13 protein-coding genes are annotated in these 16,086 nt (G+C 68.0%); 1 reads left to right on the forward strand and 12 read right to left on the reverse strand.

Annotated features, from left to right (window positions below):
* Positions 1-45: 45 nt before the first annotated feature.
* From katG to ACIBH2_RS01985, 11 genes are all read right to left on the reverse strand, one after another.
* A complete protein-coding gene (gene katG / locus ACIBH2_RS01935; protein ID WP_397112395.1) occupies positions 46-2,280 on the reverse strand; it encodes a catalase/peroxidase HPI in 2,235 nt (744 codons plus the stop codon).
* Between the two features lie 196 nt (positions 2,281-2,476).
* The gene (locus tag ACIBH2_RS01940) at positions 2,477-2,701 is read right to left on the reverse strand and encodes a hypothetical protein (protein ID WP_397112397.1); all 225 of its coding nucleotides are present in this window, start codon (positions 2,699-2,701) and stop codon (positions 2,477-2,479) included.
* A 408-nt stretch (positions 2,702-3,109) separates the two neighbouring features.
* Entirely contained in the window at positions 3,110-4,444 is a 1,335-nt protein-coding gene (locus ACIBH2_RS01945; RefSeq protein WP_397112399.1) for a hypothetical protein, read from the reverse strand.
* Positions 4,444-4,806 (reverse strand): hypothetical protein, encoded by a 363-nt coding sequence (locus tag ACIBH2_RS01950; protein WP_397116768.1) that lies wholly within the window; start codon positions 4,804-4,806, stop codon positions 4,444-4,446. Before ACIBH2_RS01950 ends, ACIBH2_RS01945 begins: the two co-directional genes overlap by 1 nt.
* 34 nt (positions 4,807-4,840) lie before the next feature.
* Positions 4,841-5,032, reverse strand: coding sequence for a hypothetical protein (locus ACIBH2_RS01955; RefSeq protein WP_397112402.1), 192 nt, complete (start codon positions 5,030-5,032; stop codon positions 4,841-4,843).
* Complete coding sequence (locus tag ACIBH2_RS01960; RefSeq protein WP_397116770.1) at positions 5,029-6,795, reverse strand: hypothetical protein; 1,767 nt, start codon at positions 6,793-6,795, stop codon at positions 5,029-5,031. The genes ACIBH2_RS01955 and ACIBH2_RS01960 overlap by 4 nt, the downstream gene beginning before the upstream one ends.
* Positions 6,796-7,068: 273 nt before the next feature.
* Positions 7,069-8,223 (reverse strand): lipase family protein, encoded by a 1,155-nt coding sequence (locus tag ACIBH2_RS01965; protein ID WP_397116772.1) that lies wholly within the window; start codon positions 8,221-8,223, stop codon positions 7,069-7,071.
* A gap of 146 nt (positions 8,224-8,369) precedes the next feature.
* A complete protein-coding gene (locus ACIBH2_RS01970; RefSeq protein ID WP_397112404.1) occupies positions 8,370-9,284 on the reverse strand; it encodes a TAXI family TRAP transporter solute-binding subunit in 915 nt (304 codons plus the stop codon).
* A gap of 35 nt (positions 9,285-9,319) precedes the next feature.
* The gene (locus ACIBH2_RS01975) at positions 9,320-10,819 is read right to left on the reverse strand and encodes a sensor histidine kinase (RefSeq protein ID WP_397112406.1); all 1,500 of its coding nucleotides are present in this window, start codon (positions 10,817-10,819) and stop codon (positions 9,320-9,322) included.
* A gap of 1 nt (position 10,820) precedes the next feature.
* Complete coding sequence (locus ACIBH2_RS01980; protein WP_397112408.1) at positions 10,821-11,483, reverse strand: response regulator transcription factor; 663 nt, start codon at positions 11,481-11,483, stop codon at positions 10,821-10,823.
* Positions 11,484-11,553: 70 nt separating this feature from the next.
* On the reverse strand, positions 11,554-12,909 hold the full coding sequence (locus ACIBH2_RS01985) for an MFS transporter (protein ID WP_397112410.1): 1,356 nt from the start codon (positions 12,907-12,909) through the stop codon (positions 11,554-11,556).
* A 220-nt stretch (positions 12,910-13,129) separates the two neighbouring features.
* Here ACIBH2_RS01985 and fadD11 point away from each other — a divergent pair, with 220 nt between their 5' ends.
* Positions 13,130-14,941, forward strand: coding sequence for a fatty acid--CoA ligase FadD11 (fadD11, locus tag ACIBH2_RS01990; RefSeq protein WP_397112412.1), 1,812 nt, complete (start codon positions 13,130-13,132; stop codon positions 14,939-14,941).
* A 69-nt stretch (positions 14,942-15,010) separates the two neighbouring features.
* On the opposite strand, the gene ACIBH2_RS01995 is transcribed toward fadD11, so the two are convergent.
* Complete coding sequence (locus ACIBH2_RS01995) at positions 15,011-15,907, reverse strand: alpha/beta fold hydrolase (RefSeq protein ID WP_397112414.1); 897 nt, start codon at positions 15,905-15,907, stop codon at positions 15,011-15,013.
* Positions 15,908-16,086: the final 179 nt, after the last annotated feature.

Consider the following 16,086-nt stretch of genomic DNA (forward strand, 5'->3'; position numbering starts at 1 on the left):
ACAGCACCCCCGCGACGGGATCGCGGGGGCGCTGATCGAGCACACTCAGGCCAGTTCGAACCGGTCCAGGTTCATCACCTTGGTCCAGGCGCGCACGAAGTCCGCGACGAACTTGCCCTTGTTGTCGTCTTGGGCGTACACCTCGGCCAACGCCCGCAACTGCGAATTCGAACCGAACACCAGATCCACGCGGCTACCGGTCCACACCACCTCACCGGTGGCGCGGTCCTTGCCCACATAGGTGCCGTCCTCGGCCGCCGACGGCTCCCACACCGTGCCCATATCGAGCAGGTTCACGAAGAAATCGGTGGTCAACGCGCCCGGGGTGGCGGTGAACGCGCCCACCGACGACTGCTGGTAATTGGCGCCCAACACGCGCAGGCCACCCACCAGCACCGTCATCTCCGGCGCGGTCAACGTCAGCAGATTCGCGCGATCGATCAACGCGAACTCCGCGGGCAGCCGCAGACCCTTGCCGACATAGTTGCGGAACCCGTCCGCGGTCGGCTCCAACGCGGCGAAGGACTCCACATCGGTCTGCTCCTGCGTGGCATCGGTGCGGCCCGGCGTGAACGGCACCTCCACCTCGAAACCGGCGTCCTTGGCGGCCTTCTCGACCGCGAACGACCCCGCCAACACCACCAGATCGGCGAAGGAGACCCGCTTGTTGCCCGACTGGGCGGCATTGAACGACTCCTGGATGGCCTCCAAGGCGTGAATCACCTGCGCGAGCGCGTCGGGCTCGTTCACCTCCCACCCGGCCTGCGGCTGCAAACGAATACGGCCGCCGTTCGCGCCGCCGCGCTTGTCCGAGCCGCGGAACGACGCCGCCGCCGCCCACGCCGTCGACACCAGTTGCGCCACGGACAGATTCGAGTTCAGCAGCCGCGCCTTCAGATCGGCGATATCAGCGGCGTCGATGAGCTCGTGATCCACCGCGGGCACCGGGTCCTGCCACAGCAGCACCTCGTTCGGCACCTCCGGGCCCAGGTAGCGCACGATCGGACCCATATCGCGGTGGGTCAGCTTGTACCAGGCCTTGGCGAACTCGCGCGCCAACTCCTCGGGGTGATCGAGCCAGCGGCGGGTGATCTCGGCGTAGATCGGATCCACGCGCATCGACAGGTCCGTGGTCAACATGACCGGTGTGTGGGTCTTACCCGATTCGTGCGCGTCCGGGACCGTGCCCTGGCCCGCGCCGCCCTTCGGAATCCACTGGTGGGCACCGGCGGGGGACTTGGTCAGCTCCCACTCGTAGCCGTACAGGGTCTCCAGGAAGGTGTTGTCCCACTTGGTCGGCGTCGGCGTCCACGCACCCTCCAGACCGGAGGTGATGGCGTCCTTGCCGACACCGGTGCCGAAGCTGGAACGCCAACCCAGACCCTGCTCCTCGAGCGGGGCCGCTTCCGGCTCCGGGCCGACATGATCGGCCGGGCCCGCACCGTGGGTCTTGCCGAAGGTGTGGCCGCCCACGATCAACGCCGCGGTCTCCACATCGTTCATCGCCATCCGATGGAACGTCTCACGAATATCGATCGCGGCCAGCTGCGGATCCGGATTGCCGTTGGGGCCTTCCGGATTCACATAGATCAGACCCATCTGCACCGCGGCCAGCGGGTTCTCCAGATCGCGGACACCGGAGTAGCGCTCATCGCCGCCGAGCCAGGTTTGCTCGGGACCCCAGTACACGTCCTCCTCGGGCTCCCACTGATCCTCGCGTCCGCCACCGAACCCGAAGGTCTCGAAACCCATGTCCTCGAGCGCCACATTGCCCGCGTACACGATCAGATCGGCCCACGACAGCTTGTTGCCGTACTTGCGCTTCACCGGCCACAGCAGCCGCCGCGCCTTGTCCAGGCTGGCATTGTCGGGCCAGGAGTTCAGGGGAGCGAACCGCTGCATCCCCGCGCCCGCACCGCCGCGGCCGTCACTGATGCGGTAGGTACCGGCCGCATGCCAGGCCATGCGCACGAAGAACGGCCCGTAATGGCCGTAATCGGCGGGCCACCACTCCTGCGAGGTGGTCATCACCTCGACGATGTCGCGCTTGACCGCGGCCAGATCCAGCGTCTTGAACGCCGCCGCGTAATCGAAGTCCGCACCGAACGGGCTGATCTCAGCCGGATTCTTCTGCAGGATCTTCAAGTTCAGCTGGTTCGGCCACCAATCCCGGTTGCTGCCACCCTGCACCGGGGGCTTCAAGCGACCGTGCGCCACCGGGCAACCGCCCTGCGCGGGCTCGGTATTGGCTTCACCGATCGGCGGATGTTCTTCTGCCACGCCAGTTTTCCTTTCGGGGGAGTACAACGACGATCACGACCCTGATGTGGACAAGCGGCCACCACGGCCTGGACCTGTTCAGAAGTATTACTCATTCCACTCTGCAAGGAACACGGTTCGAGCAAACCTTTGTGCGTCCCTACGACTCAGCCGCGAGGCCACTCGGCGATCGCTGGGGAATCGTCCAGGGGACCAGCTATTGCGCTACACGGTCGATCATGTAGCTCCAGACGCCATCTTCGGGATCGGCGACGAGAGGCCACGGGTCGTCGACGGAGAAGCGGTCCCAAGTCAGCGGTCGGTGAGCATCGGCCGCAGCCGCCGCTCGAGCGTCATCGACAGTGGCGTGGGTGTCGAGCGACTGTTCCTCGGTACCGCAGTGCTCGCAACTGTGCACCTTGCGGAGGCGGTACCGGGTCATGTGATCGACGATAGGCGAGGCCGGTGGGGAGTGCCTACCGAACTACAGGTTTACATAATGTCGATTATCGGCGTAATTACGACATGGGGTTTTGCGGTGGAATCCGTTGTGTGGCACGCGTCTTCGTGTGTTGTGCCGTCGGTTCGTGTCGGGTCCGCTCGGTGGGCTGCGGTCTTCCTCGGATGTTGTTCGGTTGCTGCGTGGCGATGGCTGACCGCTGCTGTGGAAAGTTTTCGTGTGCTTGCGGATTGGGCGGAAATTTTCCTGATCGGGCTCGTGATGCCGATCGGGGCTGGTTGGGGTTGGTAGATCGGGTGCTACTCCCCTGGCTGGGTCTCGGATTATCGAATTGTTTTGTCACAGTGACGAATTGGGGTGGGGTTCGTTGTCGTTGGGCTGCCGTGTTGGTTAGGCCTCGAACAATAGGTAGAGGCCGGTGAAGGTGAAGCCGACCATCGTCAGCATCAAGGCGAGTTGGCCGGTGAGGCGGTGGGCGGGTGGTAGTAGTCGGAGGCAGCGGTCGTGTGCTGCTGTGACGCCGAGGATGTGGCCTAGGAGGACTGCGAGGACTTTGATCGCTCCCAGTAGGGCTGGGTGGGTGGAGAGGAGGTAGGCGATGTCGCGGTCGGCCAGTCCGGCTAGGTTCCAGCCGCGTTGGAAGGGGTCGGCGAACAGGATGATGGTCGCTTGGCCTTTTTCCACCAGGAAGGTCAGGTAGTGGGCGATGAGGTAACCGGCGATGATCGGGGTGATGCTGTGGGCGAGTTCGGTTGGTAGGTGGGCTCGGGCTGTGGGGGTCAGGCCGCCGGTGGCGCGTGCCGCCAGCCAGAAGGTGCCGCCGACGATGCCGATGAAACCGAGTAGGCCGAGGGTTGCCAGGGTTGTCGACCAGAGTTGCGAGGTGGTGGCGGCGTTGGCCAGCAGGGCCCGCCAGGACGGGAACATGGTGAAGCTGTCGAATGCGGTGGAGCCGAGCAGGGTTGCGGCGACCGCGACCGATCCGGTGTGTTTCGGGGTTCCGGCGAGGTTGGCCAGTGGTGAACGCAGCACTGGCGCACCGGTTTTGGAGCGTCCGAGTGGGCTGAGTCGACCCAGTAGCGAGCTGTAGACCTCGAGCGGGTCGGCGCGCTCTGCCCAGACGGTGCCGAATAGGAGGAGTCCGGTCGTGGTGATCGTGAGATAGCCGAGGAACCAGATGGTCACCGCGGCCACCGCTCCCGGGTTCGGGTAGACCAGTTCGAGCCAGACGAACGAGAACAAGGCGGCGGCCGCGGGCCAGTAGCCCCAGGATTCGGGGTAGTCGATCGGTCCCGTCGTCGTCGGCCTGCGGCGCAGGTGGCAGAGCAGGCGGTGCATCGCGCGTGCCGGTGACAGGACCTTCCACACCGGCCCGACCAGTAGCGATGCGGCCATGACGCCGACCCACAGGAATACGTAGAGGACGCCGGGCGCGGGGTTGCGTGCCGGGTCGTGGGAACCGAAAAGCGCTATGGCCGTGACGATTACTGTCGCGGTCACACTCAGGGCGGCCAGTCCCCCACGCAGTGTGGGGCAGTCGATGATCGCCCGGAGACTGGCGGGGAGCGGGATCCCGGGCGACAGTGGATCGAGTCGAGGGTGCTTCCACGCGAAAGCCAAGAGCGCGAACGAGAAGGTCAGGGCCCAGGCCGCGCCGACGAGCGCGTAGGACAGCGGTATCGGTAGATCGGTGGCACCGCCGATGCCATGAGCGAGCCAGGCCATCAGCGTACGAGGAGGGTCGCCACGGTTCGCCCGGCCTCGTGCAGTTCCAGTTCGACCCGGCCGGGGACGTCGATGGTGAACCGGAAGCGCTGTCCGGTGCCGGGCACGACCGCGAAGGTGTGCTCGGGGGTGCCGTGGACGTGTAGTTCGTCGTGGGTGTCGCTGTCGACGACGACGTCGATCGGGGTATTGACCTGTGCGTCCAGGCGGGCGTCCGTGGGTGTGACGGAGCCACCGGCGATCCGTACGTCGATGACGAGTGCCGCGTCGGTCTCCGGTGCCGTGGTGGTGGTTGTCGCGGAGCTGTGGTTGTCGTGTTCGCGTGCCGCGCAGCCGAGGGTCGTCAGGCAGCAACTCAGCAGGAGGAGCGCGAATCCGCTTCGTGCCGATGCCAATTCAGTTCTCCTTGTCGGTGTCAGTTGAGTTGTCGGAGTGAGTGTCGTCGTGGCGTTCGGCGCGCCGGTCGCGTACCGCGATGAACACGATGACGGCGACGATGATCAACGCTGGACCGAAGGCCGGGATCGCCAGTAGGACCGAGTGATCGGCGAGGATCTCGACGTCGGGGTCGCCGGGCCGGGTTGTCATGACGAACGCACCGAGTCGGGCGCTTGGGCCGGGGCCGTGAGGTATCGGTCGTTGATGCGGGCTGCTCCCCACGACAGGGCGGCGATGAGCGCGAGGCTGCACAGCAGCACGACCAGTGCGGCGGCGGTGAACAACCACGTCGAGTGGTCGAAGGAGCGTTCGCGCTGTAGCACGGTGATTTCGGCGACGAAGTCCCTGTGGAACGATTCCAGTGCGGGTACCTCCTCGGCGCCGATTCCCGGGTCGGCGGCCATGTAGATCGGCAGCGCGGTTTGTACGCGCCCGTCCTGGACGCGCAGAACCGTCTTCCAGGTGCCGTGGACCGGAACCGGCCGGGTGGTGCGGTAGTGGCCCGGGCCCAGTCGTTCGAGGTGGTCGACGACCAGACCGCGGCCGGGGCTGTCGCTGCCGACGCCGCCTTGCCAGGCGAGGATCTGTACCCATTCCGGATTCGCGTCGGCGAGGTCGGCTGGGGTGAGTCGGATTTCGGCGTGCACCATCCGCCCGTTGTCCGGTTCGGACTCGGTCAAGGTGACCGCGGCCGCGGCGTGCCGCGGGACCTGGATGATCAGCCCATTGGCCGTCGCGGCGGCGGCGACCAGTACGGCCGCGGTCACGAGGCCACGGCGCAGGGATGGTCGTGGAAGTCGTTCGCCGCGTAGGACGATCGCCAGCAACGCGCCGACCACGCCTGCGGCGATCCCGACGGGGACCGCCATGGCGAGCAGTTCGGGCCGCATCCCGGCGGGCCAGGCGTCGACGAACATCGCGTCGATCCACCACGATTCGAGCAGCAGCCCTACGGTGGCGATGCCGAGCCCGGCCATCGCGCCCCACCAGATCGGGTGTCGTCGCGTCAACGGCAGCAGCGCGAGGACTTCGACGACGATCGCCGCGCCCAGGTAGAGGGGAAATACGGTGCGTGGTGCGTCGATGATCGGTCCGCTCACCAGCCACGCGACGATGCCGCGGACGAGTGCCGCGAAGGCCACCACCACGAGGGTGCTGAATGGCCCGAGCGTCATTCGCGCCGCTGTGAGGGCGATGGCGGCGGCCGCGACGATCAGCATCGGCTGCAAGACCAGTCGGAACTGTTCGACGCCGAAGTCGAACTCCACCTGGAATACCGACAGTCCGATCAGCAGTCCGCCGAAGGCGAACGCGCGGATCAGCCATCCGCCTTCGGGGCGGCTGGGGTCGGGTCGGTTGCGGCGGCCTTCGAACTCGAGTAGCAGGACTCCGACGAGGGACAGTCCCGCGCCGCCGATGAGCATCAGATGCGTGGGGCCCCAGAGTGTGACGTCTTGGCCGAACAGGCGATGCCAGATGTCGTCGAGCGGGAATCCGATGAGTGCGTAGAGTCCGGCCCCGGCGATGAGGATGCCGCCGACGGGTGCGTACCAGGTGCGGGTGATTCGCACAGCCGCCGCGCCCGGTTTCTCGTCGAGGGGTAGGACGATCGCCGCCATTCCGGCGGTGAACAGGAAGAACAGTCCGACGAGGATGAAGTAGTGCGCTGGATTGGCCAGTGGCCCTTCGTCGCGGCCGTTGCCGATGTGCAGGCTGACGTCCCAGATGAAGCCGAGCAGTGCGGTGAGGATGGTGGCCAGGAACAACGCCACCGGTAGCGCCACCCAGCCGGGACGGTTGAACAAGCGCCCCAGGCTGTCGGCGGCGCGCCCGAGCCAGCTGATGCGGCGGGTGCGATGTAGGTAGCCGATCCACAGCAGGATGAGGCCGACCACGCCTGCCGATCCGGACATCAGCGCTACCTGGTCGAGGGCCGCGCCGCCGCCTTCGCTACCGGTTTGGGCGAGCCGGGTGATATTCCCGTGCACGGTGTCGGGCACCACAGACCTCCATCACGAACCACAACTTAACGTTACGGAAGGTAGCACGAAAAGAGTGCACGGTGGTGAGCTTCCTGCGGTCCCCGTTTGTGCAGTTCACTGTGCGATCTCCCGAGGGTCAGTGTACGAGCGTGCACTGACCCGCTGTCCAGGGTTCGGCTCAGCTGACCGCCACCGGGGTCGCGGTCAGCAGGTGGCAGGCAGGGGGTCACCGCGGAATCGAGCCTCCACGTATGCCCACGCATCGGGGAAGCCCACCACGGCCGTGGTGAGATGTTCGGCGATGTCGTAGGGGTGGAAGGTGATCGGCGCGCCCGCCGCACACCATCGGTTCACCACCTCCTGCACCGGACCGAAGAAGGTCATGGTGTCGAAGCGGCCCTGCCACAGGAAGGTCGGCACGGTCGGTACGCCGTCGTGGAAGCGCAGGCTGTTCTCGCGCAACACCGCGTGCGCCTCGGGACTGTTCATCATGTCCTTGGAGGCGGCCAATTGTTCGGCATTGCGTGTGATGCCGTGGAAGAGCAGGAAGCGGCGGCAGGCGTCCTTGGTGAAATCCCGGAACCAGAGCCCGTTCTCGTTGAGCTGGTCGGAGATCGGTAGTCGGTCGGGGTATTCGCGCTCCAACCCCATGGCGGCCGCGAAGGCCAGCCCGAAACCGGGGTGCGGGTCGAAGCCGAGGGCGAAGGCCATCTCCTTCAGGTCGGCCGGGATACCGCCCGCCACCACGGCGGTGAGCCGCAATTCCGGTGCGTACGTCGGCTGGAGCGCGCCCGCCCAGGCGGTGGCCATTCCGCCGCCGGAGTATCCGGCCAGCACGGCGGGCACCTCGGCGAGGCCGAGTTCGGCGACCTGTCGCACGGCCCGCACACTGTCGAGGGTCACCATGCCGCTGAGTTTGGCCGCGCCGTAGGCGACATGGGGGCCCAGGTAGTCGGGCAGTGAGATGGCCCAGCCGCGGCCGATGGGGAGCATGGCCCCCACCGCGTCCTGGAGTTCGCCGTTGAACAGTGAGCGTGACGGATTGCATTGCGAACCCAGTGAATTCACCAGCGCCTGATACGAGACCAGCGGCGGATTCTTCACACCCCGCGGCATCAGCACGGTGGTGACGCCCATGATCGGGTGGCCGCCGGAATTGGTGGAGCGGAACGCCACCTGATAGCCGTCGGTGCCCACGTACAGGCCGGTGTCGATCGTGCGCACCCGCACCACCTGTCCGGGTTTCAGTTCGGCCAGCTCGGCGGGTGGGTGATAGAAGGGGTCGGGATCGGGAGTCGGATACAGCGGTTGGGCGCTGACCGGCGAGGCCAGCAGACAAACCGACACGGTGCACAACAACAGGACCAGAATTCTGGTAGCGGCTCTAACCACGGCCGAAAATTACTGGGTCGCTGCACAATTCCCGAATCGAGGGCGAGATCCCGTGGAACCCATAACGGCGCGGCGTCCGCCACTGTCGACCTTCACAACCGTGTTCGTGGTGGTCAGCCGTGCCAGCGGCGGTACACCTGGGCTGCGCCGGGGTGCAGGGGCACCGTGGCGGTGTCGATGAGGGAACGCACGTCGAGGAATTGGGTTCCGGCGGCTTCGGTGGGGATCAGGGTGTCGGGGTGGGCTACCAGCAGGTCGGTGAGGGCGGCGGCGGTCGAGGTGGTGAGGGTGGGTGTGGCGATGAGGAGGTTGGCGACGCCGATGGTGTGTACGGCGGGGGTGTGCGGGTAGGCGTCGGCGGGGACGAGGACGGGGTCGTAGAGGTAGCCGAAGCGGGTGCGCATGGTGGCGGTGACGTCGGCCAGGTCGATCAGGCGCATGGTGGCGGGGATGTCGAGCGCGGCGGTGGGGACCCCGCCCGCCCACAGCAGGGCGTCGATGCGGTGGTCGAGCAGGGCGGTGACGGCGTCGCGCAGTGGGAGGTGGGTGGCGGTGACGGCGGTGGCGGGGTCGAGATCGACGGTGCGGAGCAGTTTTTCGCCGATGGCGGTGGCGCCGGAGCCGATATTGCCGAGGTTGATACGGGTGCCGCGCAGGTCGGCGACGCGCTGGATCGGGCTGTCGGCGCGGACCACGAGTTGCAGGTAGTTCTCGTAGACGCGGCCGATGGCCAGGGGGCCCGGCGCGGCGGCGACGACCGAATCGGCCAACGCGAGTGCGGTGTCGACCTCGCCGCGGGTCAGCAACTCCAGATTCGACAGCGAGCCCGCGGTGGTGACGGGTTCGATGCGCAGGGTGTCGGTGCGGGCGGCGGTGGCGGCGAGCAGTTGGGCGAAGGCGTGATAGAAGCCGCCGGTCTCCCCCGCCGCCAGCCGGATGGTCGGCGGCGCGGTGCTCGCACACGCGCTCATCGCCGCGACAGCCGCGACAGCGCCTGTGCTGGTGAGGAATTGGCGGCGATTGATCATGGGAGTCCCGCGGTGCGGAGTTCGGCCGAGGCTGGTCATGGGCGCGCCGCCGCCGGGAATTCGACCCGGACCGCGAGGCCGTGCGGTTCGACCGCCGAAACCCGCAGGGTGCCGTGGTTGGTTTTGGTGAGCGCCGCCGCGATGGGCAGACCGAGCCCGGATCCGCCTGTGCCGGAAGCGGATTCGCCGCGGAAGAAGCGCGTGGTGAGGCGATCCAGTTCAGTGGCGGAGACGCCGACGCCGTCGTCGACGACTGTGATGGCGACCCGCTCCCCCACACTGTCGCCCGTGTCCTGCGCGACGGTGGCGCGCCGCGACGGTGGCGGCGCGGCGGCGGTCGCGCTTCTCCCCCGCTGTCCGCGTTGCCGCTCGGCCTGCTCCCCCACGAGCTCGACGAGGATCCGAGTGTGTGCGCCAGGTCCGGCGTAGCGGCTGGAGTTGCTCAGGGCGATGTCGAGGATTTGGGTGAGGGTGGTGGCGGGGACGGTGGTGTCGGCGTGGGTGGGGGCGGTGGTGGTGAGGGTGAGTCCGGCGTGGGTGAAGGCGGTGTGCCAGGCGTCGGCGCGGTCCTGGGCGATGTGGGTGGCGTCGCACCCGGTGGGGGTGGTGTCGAAGTCGGCTTCTTCGGCGACGGCGAGGGTGAGCAGGTCATCGAGCAGGGCGGTGAGGCGTTCGACCTCGCGGGTGGCGCCGGTGAAGGTGGTGGCGGCGGTGTCGGGGATGGCGGGTTGGAGGGAGTCGAGGCGAATGGTCAACGCGGCGAGGGGGTTGCGCATGGCGTGGGCGGTGTCGGCGATGAGGCGCTGTTGGGCGTCGAGGGAGTCGCGGACGGCGAGGGCCATGGTGTCGACGGATTCGGCGACGGCGCGGACTTCGGGCGGTCCGCCGTAGCGGCGGGTCATGGGCGCGCTGCTGCGCGGTTTGGGCAGGGTGGCGGTGAGGGCGGCGACGGCGTCGGACAGGCGGGCGAGAGGTCGCAGTACCCAGCGGCTGACGAGCAGGGCGAGGCCGGTGCAGACGGCCATGGCGGCGAGCGCTCCGGCGGCGACGATGGCCCACACGGTGGTGATGTCGGTGCGGGCGCGGGCGGTGGAGGCTTGGATGAGAACCGCGCCGTTGACCTGTGCGCCGGTGCCGACGGGGCGGGCGATGAGCAGGGTGTCGGGTCCCCACGGGGTGAGTCGATCGATGGGGTGCGGGCGTTGGTTGCGGCGGGCGGCCGCCGCGGTGGCGGCGATGGTGGGGTCGCCGAGGTCGGCTCCGGCGTTGACGAGGGTTTCCCCGCGCGCGTCGACGATGAGGACGGGTTCGCCGAACAGGTCGTGGTAGCGGTGGGCTTCGGAGGCGAGGGCGCGGATGTCGCCGGTGGTGGCGGCGGTGTCGGCGAGGGTGGCGAAGCGGTCGGCGTCGCCGGTGCGGCCGCCGACGAGGTGTTGGGTGGCGTTGGAGGCGGCGAACAGGCACAGCGGGATCGCGAAGGCGAGCACGGCGAGGGCGGCGAAGAGGGTGAGTGCGATGAGCAGGCGTCGCCGCATGTCATTGACCCCAGCGGTAGCCGTAGCCGCGGATGGTGGTGATGAGTCCGGGCCGGTCGAGTTTGGCGCGCAGACCGGTCATGTGGACATCGAGGGTGCGGGAGACGGCGACGAACGCGTCGCCCCAGATGCGGTCCATGAGTTGTTGGCGGCTCACCGCGGCGCCGGGGCGTTCGACGAGGGCTTCGACGAGTTCGAACTCCTTGGCGGTCAAGGGAATCACGGTTCCGGCGACTTCGACGCGGCGGGCGGCGAGGTCGACGCGGACGTCGCCGGTTTCGACGAGATGCGGGGTGGGTTCGGTGGCGGTGCGCGTGGCGCGGCGGGTGATGGTGTCCAGGCGCGCGAGGAGTTCGGCGATGCGTGGCGGTTTGATCAGGTAGTCGTCGGCTCCCCCGCGCAGGCCGCGCACGATGGAGCGTTCGTCGCTGCGGGCGGTGAGGATGAGCACGGGCACGGTGCTGATCTCGCGGAGTTGGCGTAGCACGGTGAGGCCGTCGGCGTCGGGGAGGCCCAGGTCGAGGATGACGGCGTCGTAGCCGCGGTGGGCGGTGAGCAGGTCGGTGCCGCGGCGCATGCGATCGGCCTGGTGGCCGCGCGCGTTGAGGGCTTCGACGAGGGCGTCGCCGACGCCGTCGTCGTCTTCCACCACTGCCAGTCGCACGGGGTGATTCTTTCGTGTGGGAGGCCGGGGCGGGCCGCCGGGTGTATCCGGCGACCCGCGGGGGTCGGACCTAGCGGGCGGCGACGGTGTCGCGGGCCGGTTCGACCGCCACCTCGACGGGGACGGCGTTGTCGGCGTCGATGGTGGATTCGGCGGAGGTTTCGCGCATGAACCAGTAGGTGGTGAGCGAGACGGCGATGCAGGCGGTGACGTACCAGAAGTACACCGATTCGTGTCCGGCCTTCTTGAGGGCGAGCGCGATCATTTCGGCGGTGCCGCCGAAGATGGCGACGGTGAGCGCGTAGGGCAGGCCGACGCCGAGGGCGCGGATCTTGGTGGGGAACAGTTCGGCTTTGACGATGGCGTTGATGGAGGTGTAGCCGGTGATGACGAGCAGGGCGGCCATCATGAGCGCGAAGGCGACGAGCGGGTTGGTGGTGTGCCCGAGCAGGGTCATGATCGGCACGGTGGCGAGGGTGCCGGTGACGCCGAAGAAGATGAGCAGTTTGCGGCGGCCGACACGGTCGGACAGGGCCCCGGCGAGGGGTTGCAGCACGACGAAGACGAGCAGGGCGGCGAAGTTGATCCAGGCGACCGTGGATTTGGAGATGCCGGAGGTGTTGACCATGAACTTCTGCATGTAGGTGGTGTAGGTGTAGAACGCGACGGTGCCGCCGAGGGTCAATCCGACCACGAGCAGGCATTCGCGCGGATACCGCAACAGCACCGCCAACGAGCCGCGCTTCTCGGAAGTCTGTGCGGCGGTGGCCTTTTCGGCTTCGAACGATTCGGATTCGTCCATGCCGCGGCGCAGCAGCATCACCACGATCGCGCCGCCCGCGCCGATGAGGAACGGGATGCGCCAACCCCAGGAGTGCATTTGCGCGGTGGTCAGGAATTGCAGCAGCACGATCTGGACGCCGAGCGCGGTGAGTTGGCCCGCGACGAGGGTGACGTATTGGAAGCTGGAGTAGAAGCCGCGGCGTCCGGCGGAGGCGACCTCGGACAGGTAGGTGGCGCTGGTGGCGTATTCGCCGCCGACCGACAGTCCTTGCAGCAAGCGGGCGAGCAGCAGGATGACCGGTGCGGCCAAGCCGATGGTCGAGTAGCCGGGGGTGACGGCGATGAGCAGTGACCCGGCGGCCATGACGGTGACCGAGAGGGTGAGCGCGCTGCGGCGGCCGAACCGGTCGGCGTAGCGGCCCAACGCCCACCCGCCGATCGGGCGCATGAGGAAGCCGACGGCGAAAACCGCCGCGGTGGACAGCAATTGGGCGGTGGCGTCGCCTTCGGGGAAGAAGGCTTTGGCGAAGTACACGCTGAACGCGGCGTAGACGTACCAGTCGTACCATTCGACGAGGTTGCCGATGGAGCCGCGCAGGACGTTGGCGACGACCCGGCGTTCGGTGGCGGGTGGCGGTGTCACGGTGGTTCTCCTTCATCAGGGATGCCCTCATCGCATCCCGGTCGCAGACCACTGTGTCGGCTGCCACACCCGCGGCGGGAGGGGCGCGGGGGTTTCCTAACAGTCCCTTAGGACGATCGTCGTGCCGCCGCACCCGCCGGAAGTGCGCGAAACGGGCACGGGGGTGGGGTGGGGGCTCTACCGTCGGGGAAAGGTCGGCTGTAGTGGATCGAGAACTGTCATGGATGAACCGAATACCTCCTGTGCCGCGTTTCAGCGAGTGGCCGCGATCGACCCGGAGGCGGTGGCGGTGCGGTCGGTGGGTGGGACCCAGGAGTTGACGTGGCGTGAGTACGGCGCGCAGGTGCGTGCGGTGGCGGGCGGGTTGGCGGCGTTGGGGGTGGGGCGTGGGGACACGGTGGCGTTGATGATGGCCAATCGGGTGGAGTTCTATCCCCTGGAGGTGGGGGCGCAGCACACGGGGGCGACGGCGTTCTCGGTGTACAACACGCTCTCGGCGGAGCAGTTGCGGTATGTGTTCGCCAATGCCGGGAACCGGGTGGTGATCTGCGAGGAACAGTATGTGGAGCGGGTGCGGGCGTCGGGGGTGGCGATCGAGACGATCGTGTGTGTGGACGGCGCGCCCGAGGGCACCATCGGGGTCGAGGAGCTGTGTGGGCGGGCGCGCCCGGATTTCGATTTCGAGGCGACGTGGCGGGCGATCGGCCCCGAGGACATCGTGACGCTGTGCTACACCTCCGGGACGACCGGCAATCCGAAGGGTGTGGAGATCACGCATGCGAGTCTGGCGTTCGAATGTCAGGCGTACGCGTCGGTGATGCCGATCGAGTTCGGGGATCGGATCACCTCGTATCTGCCGACCGCTCATATGGCCGACCGGGTCACCGCCTTGTATTTGCAGGAGTTTTGCGGAACTCAGATCACGGTGGTGCCCGATCGTACGCAGCTGCCCGCCGCGCTGGCGGACGTGCATCCCACGATTTGGGGTGCGGTGCCGCGGGTGTGGGAGAAACTCAAAGCGGCCGTGGAGTTCTCGGTCGCCAACGAATCCGATCAGGCACGCAAGGCGGCGTTGACGTGGGCGCTGGAGGTGGCCGGACGCAAGGCGGCCGCGCAGTTGGCTGGGACGTCGCTGGATGACGCGCAGGCGGCGGAGTGGGCCAAGGCCGACGAGCTGGTGCTGTCGAAGCTGCGGGCGAAACTCGGGTTGGATCAGTTGAAGTGGGCGCTGTCGGGGGCCGCGCCGGTGCCGCCGGAGACCCTCGGGTTCTTCTACGGGCTCGGTATTCCGATCTCGGAGGTGTGGGGGATGTCGGAGCTCACCTGTATCGCGTCGGTGAGCCCGCCCGAGCAGGCCCGGTTGGGGACGGTCGGGAAACTGCTGCCCGGTTTGGAGGGCATGGTCGCCGAGGACGGTGAGTTCCTGGTGCGCGGGCCGCTGGTGATGAAGCGCTACCGCGACGAACCGGAGAAGACCGCCGACGCGCTCGACGACAAGGGCTGGCTGCACACCGGCGACATCATCACCGTCGACGCGCAAGGCTATCTGCGGGTGGTGGACCGCAAGAAGGAGTTGATCATCAACGCGGCGGGCAAGAACATGTCGCCCGCCAATATCGAGAACACCATCAAAGCGGCGACACCGCTGGTGGGCGCGATGGCGGTGATCGGCGACAACCGGCCCTACAACACGGCGTTGATCGTGTTGGACGCCGAATCGGCGGGACCGTATGCGGCACAACGCGGTATGGCCGACGCGTCCGCCGCGGCCTTGGCCGCCGACGCCGGGGTGATCGCCGATATCGCGCGCGGCGTGGCCGCGGGCAACGCGAAACTGTCCCGCGTCGAGCAGGTGAAGAGGTTCCTGATCCTGCCCACGTTCTGGGAGCCCGGCGGTGACGAGATCACCTTGACGATGAAGCTGCGCCGCAAACCCATCGCCGAGAAGTACGCCGACCAGATCGAGCGCCTCTACTCCCCCACCCCCGCCGCCGACGTCCACGAACCGGCGCAGCCGGTGCCGTCGTCCTGAGCGTCGACCAGGTACCGGTGGCGTGGGCCTCTCGCGTGTTCCCGCCACCAGTACCTGGTGATCGGCTGTCTAGGTGGCGGCGCGCAGGTGTGGCAGGAGGTGGGCGGCGACGGCGGCGGGTTGCTCGGCGTGCAGGAAGTGGCCGCAGTCGGGGATGCGGGCGTGGTGGGCTCCGGCGCGCTCGGACAGGACCTGGTGCAGTCGCGCCGACAGGCAGCCGTCGTTGGTTCCGGCGAGGGCCAGGGTCGGCAGTGGGGGTAGTGGGGAGAGCAGGGCGCGGTGGAAGTCGCGGGTGGCGGCGCGGTGCACGGTGAACAGCGACCGGTAGTAGCGGGTGGCCGCCCACGCTCTGGTGGGGTCGGTGAAAACCTGTGCGGTGGGCGCGAAGTCGGTGTCGGTGAACCGCCAGTCCGGGGACCAGCGCTGCCACAGGCGGCGCACGAAGGCGGCGTTGTCGCGCACCAGCAGCCGCGGCGAGAACCCCGACTGCATGAGCGGGATATAGGACGACATCAACGTTTGGCGTGGCAGCAGCGGCAGTGATTCGCGCGCGAACCCGCCACCGAAGGGCGGGATGGCCAGCAGGGTCATCGACTTCCACTGCGCGGGATCATGTTTGGCCAACACCATGGCGGTGAACGCACCCCAGTCGTGGCCGACCAGATGGGTGGGTGGCGCGCCGAGTTCGCGATGCCAGGCGCGGATGTCGTCGCTGACCGCGAGCACGTCGTAGCGAGCCGAGCGCGACGCCGACCCGGGCGTGTAGCCGCGCAGCCACGGCGCGAGGACCTGGTATCCGGCGTCGAGCAGCAGCGGCACCAGGGCGTCGAAGCTGTGCGGGGTGTCGGGGAATCCGTGCAGCGCCAGCACCAGCGGCGCGTTCGGCGACCCGACGTGTCGGGCGGTCAGCTCCAGGCCGTCACGGTGCAGGGTGAGGGTGGTTGCGTCGGGGAGTGGACTGGTCATGCGGGACCTCTCGTGATGCGTTGCGGCCGTGCCGATCTCGGCTGCCACGGTGCCCGGTCACGATCTCGGGTGCAAGGGCGCGCCCGGGCGGGCGGCGCGTGGTCGACCGCGCCGAGCCATGCGGTGAACCTCGATGTCCTGGCTCCTCCGGTGCGAACGCTGGCCGTCCGCAACGGCGT

The organism is Nocardia sp. NPDC050406 (assembly GCF_044459025.1).
Lineage (GTDB): Bacteria > Actinomycetota > Actinomycetes > Mycobacteriales > Mycobacteriaceae > Nocardia.

What these genes read in the sequence shown, in the direction of transcription:
- ACIBH2_RS01955 (WP_397112402.1), bottom strand. Translation starts at nt 5,032, where the DNA reads ATGACAACCCGGCCCGGCGACCCCGACGTCGAGATCCTCGCCGATCAC.
- ACIBH2_RS01970 (WP_397112404.1), bottom strand. Translation starts at nt 9,284, where the DNA reads ATGATCAATCGCCGCCAATTCCTCACCAGCACAGGCGCTGTCGCGGCT.
- fadD11 (WP_397112412.1), top strand. Translation starts at nt 13,130, where the DNA reads ATGGATGAACCGAATACCTCCTGTGCCGCGTTTCAGCGAGTGGCCGCG.
- ACIBH2_RS01940 (WP_397112397.1), bottom strand. Translation starts at nt 2,701, where the DNA reads ATGACCCGGTACCGCCTCCGCAAGGTGCACAGTTGCGAGCACTGCGGT.
- ACIBH2_RS01960 (WP_397116770.1), bottom strand. Translation starts at nt 6,795, where the DNA reads ATGTCCGGATCGGCAGGCGTGGTCGGCCTCATCCTGCTGTGGATCGGC.
- ACIBH2_RS01995 (WP_397112414.1), bottom strand. Translation starts at nt 15,907, where the DNA reads ATGACCAGTCCACTCCCCGACGCAACCACCCTCACCCTGCACCGTGAC.
- ACIBH2_RS01945 (WP_397112399.1), bottom strand. Translation starts at nt 4,444, where the DNA reads ATGGCCTGGCTCGCTCATGGCATCGGCGGTGCCACCGATCTACCGATA.
- ACIBH2_RS01975 (WP_397112406.1), bottom strand. Translation starts at nt 10,819, where the DNA reads ATGCGGCGACGCCTGCTCATCGCACTCACCCTCTTCGCCGCCCTCGCC.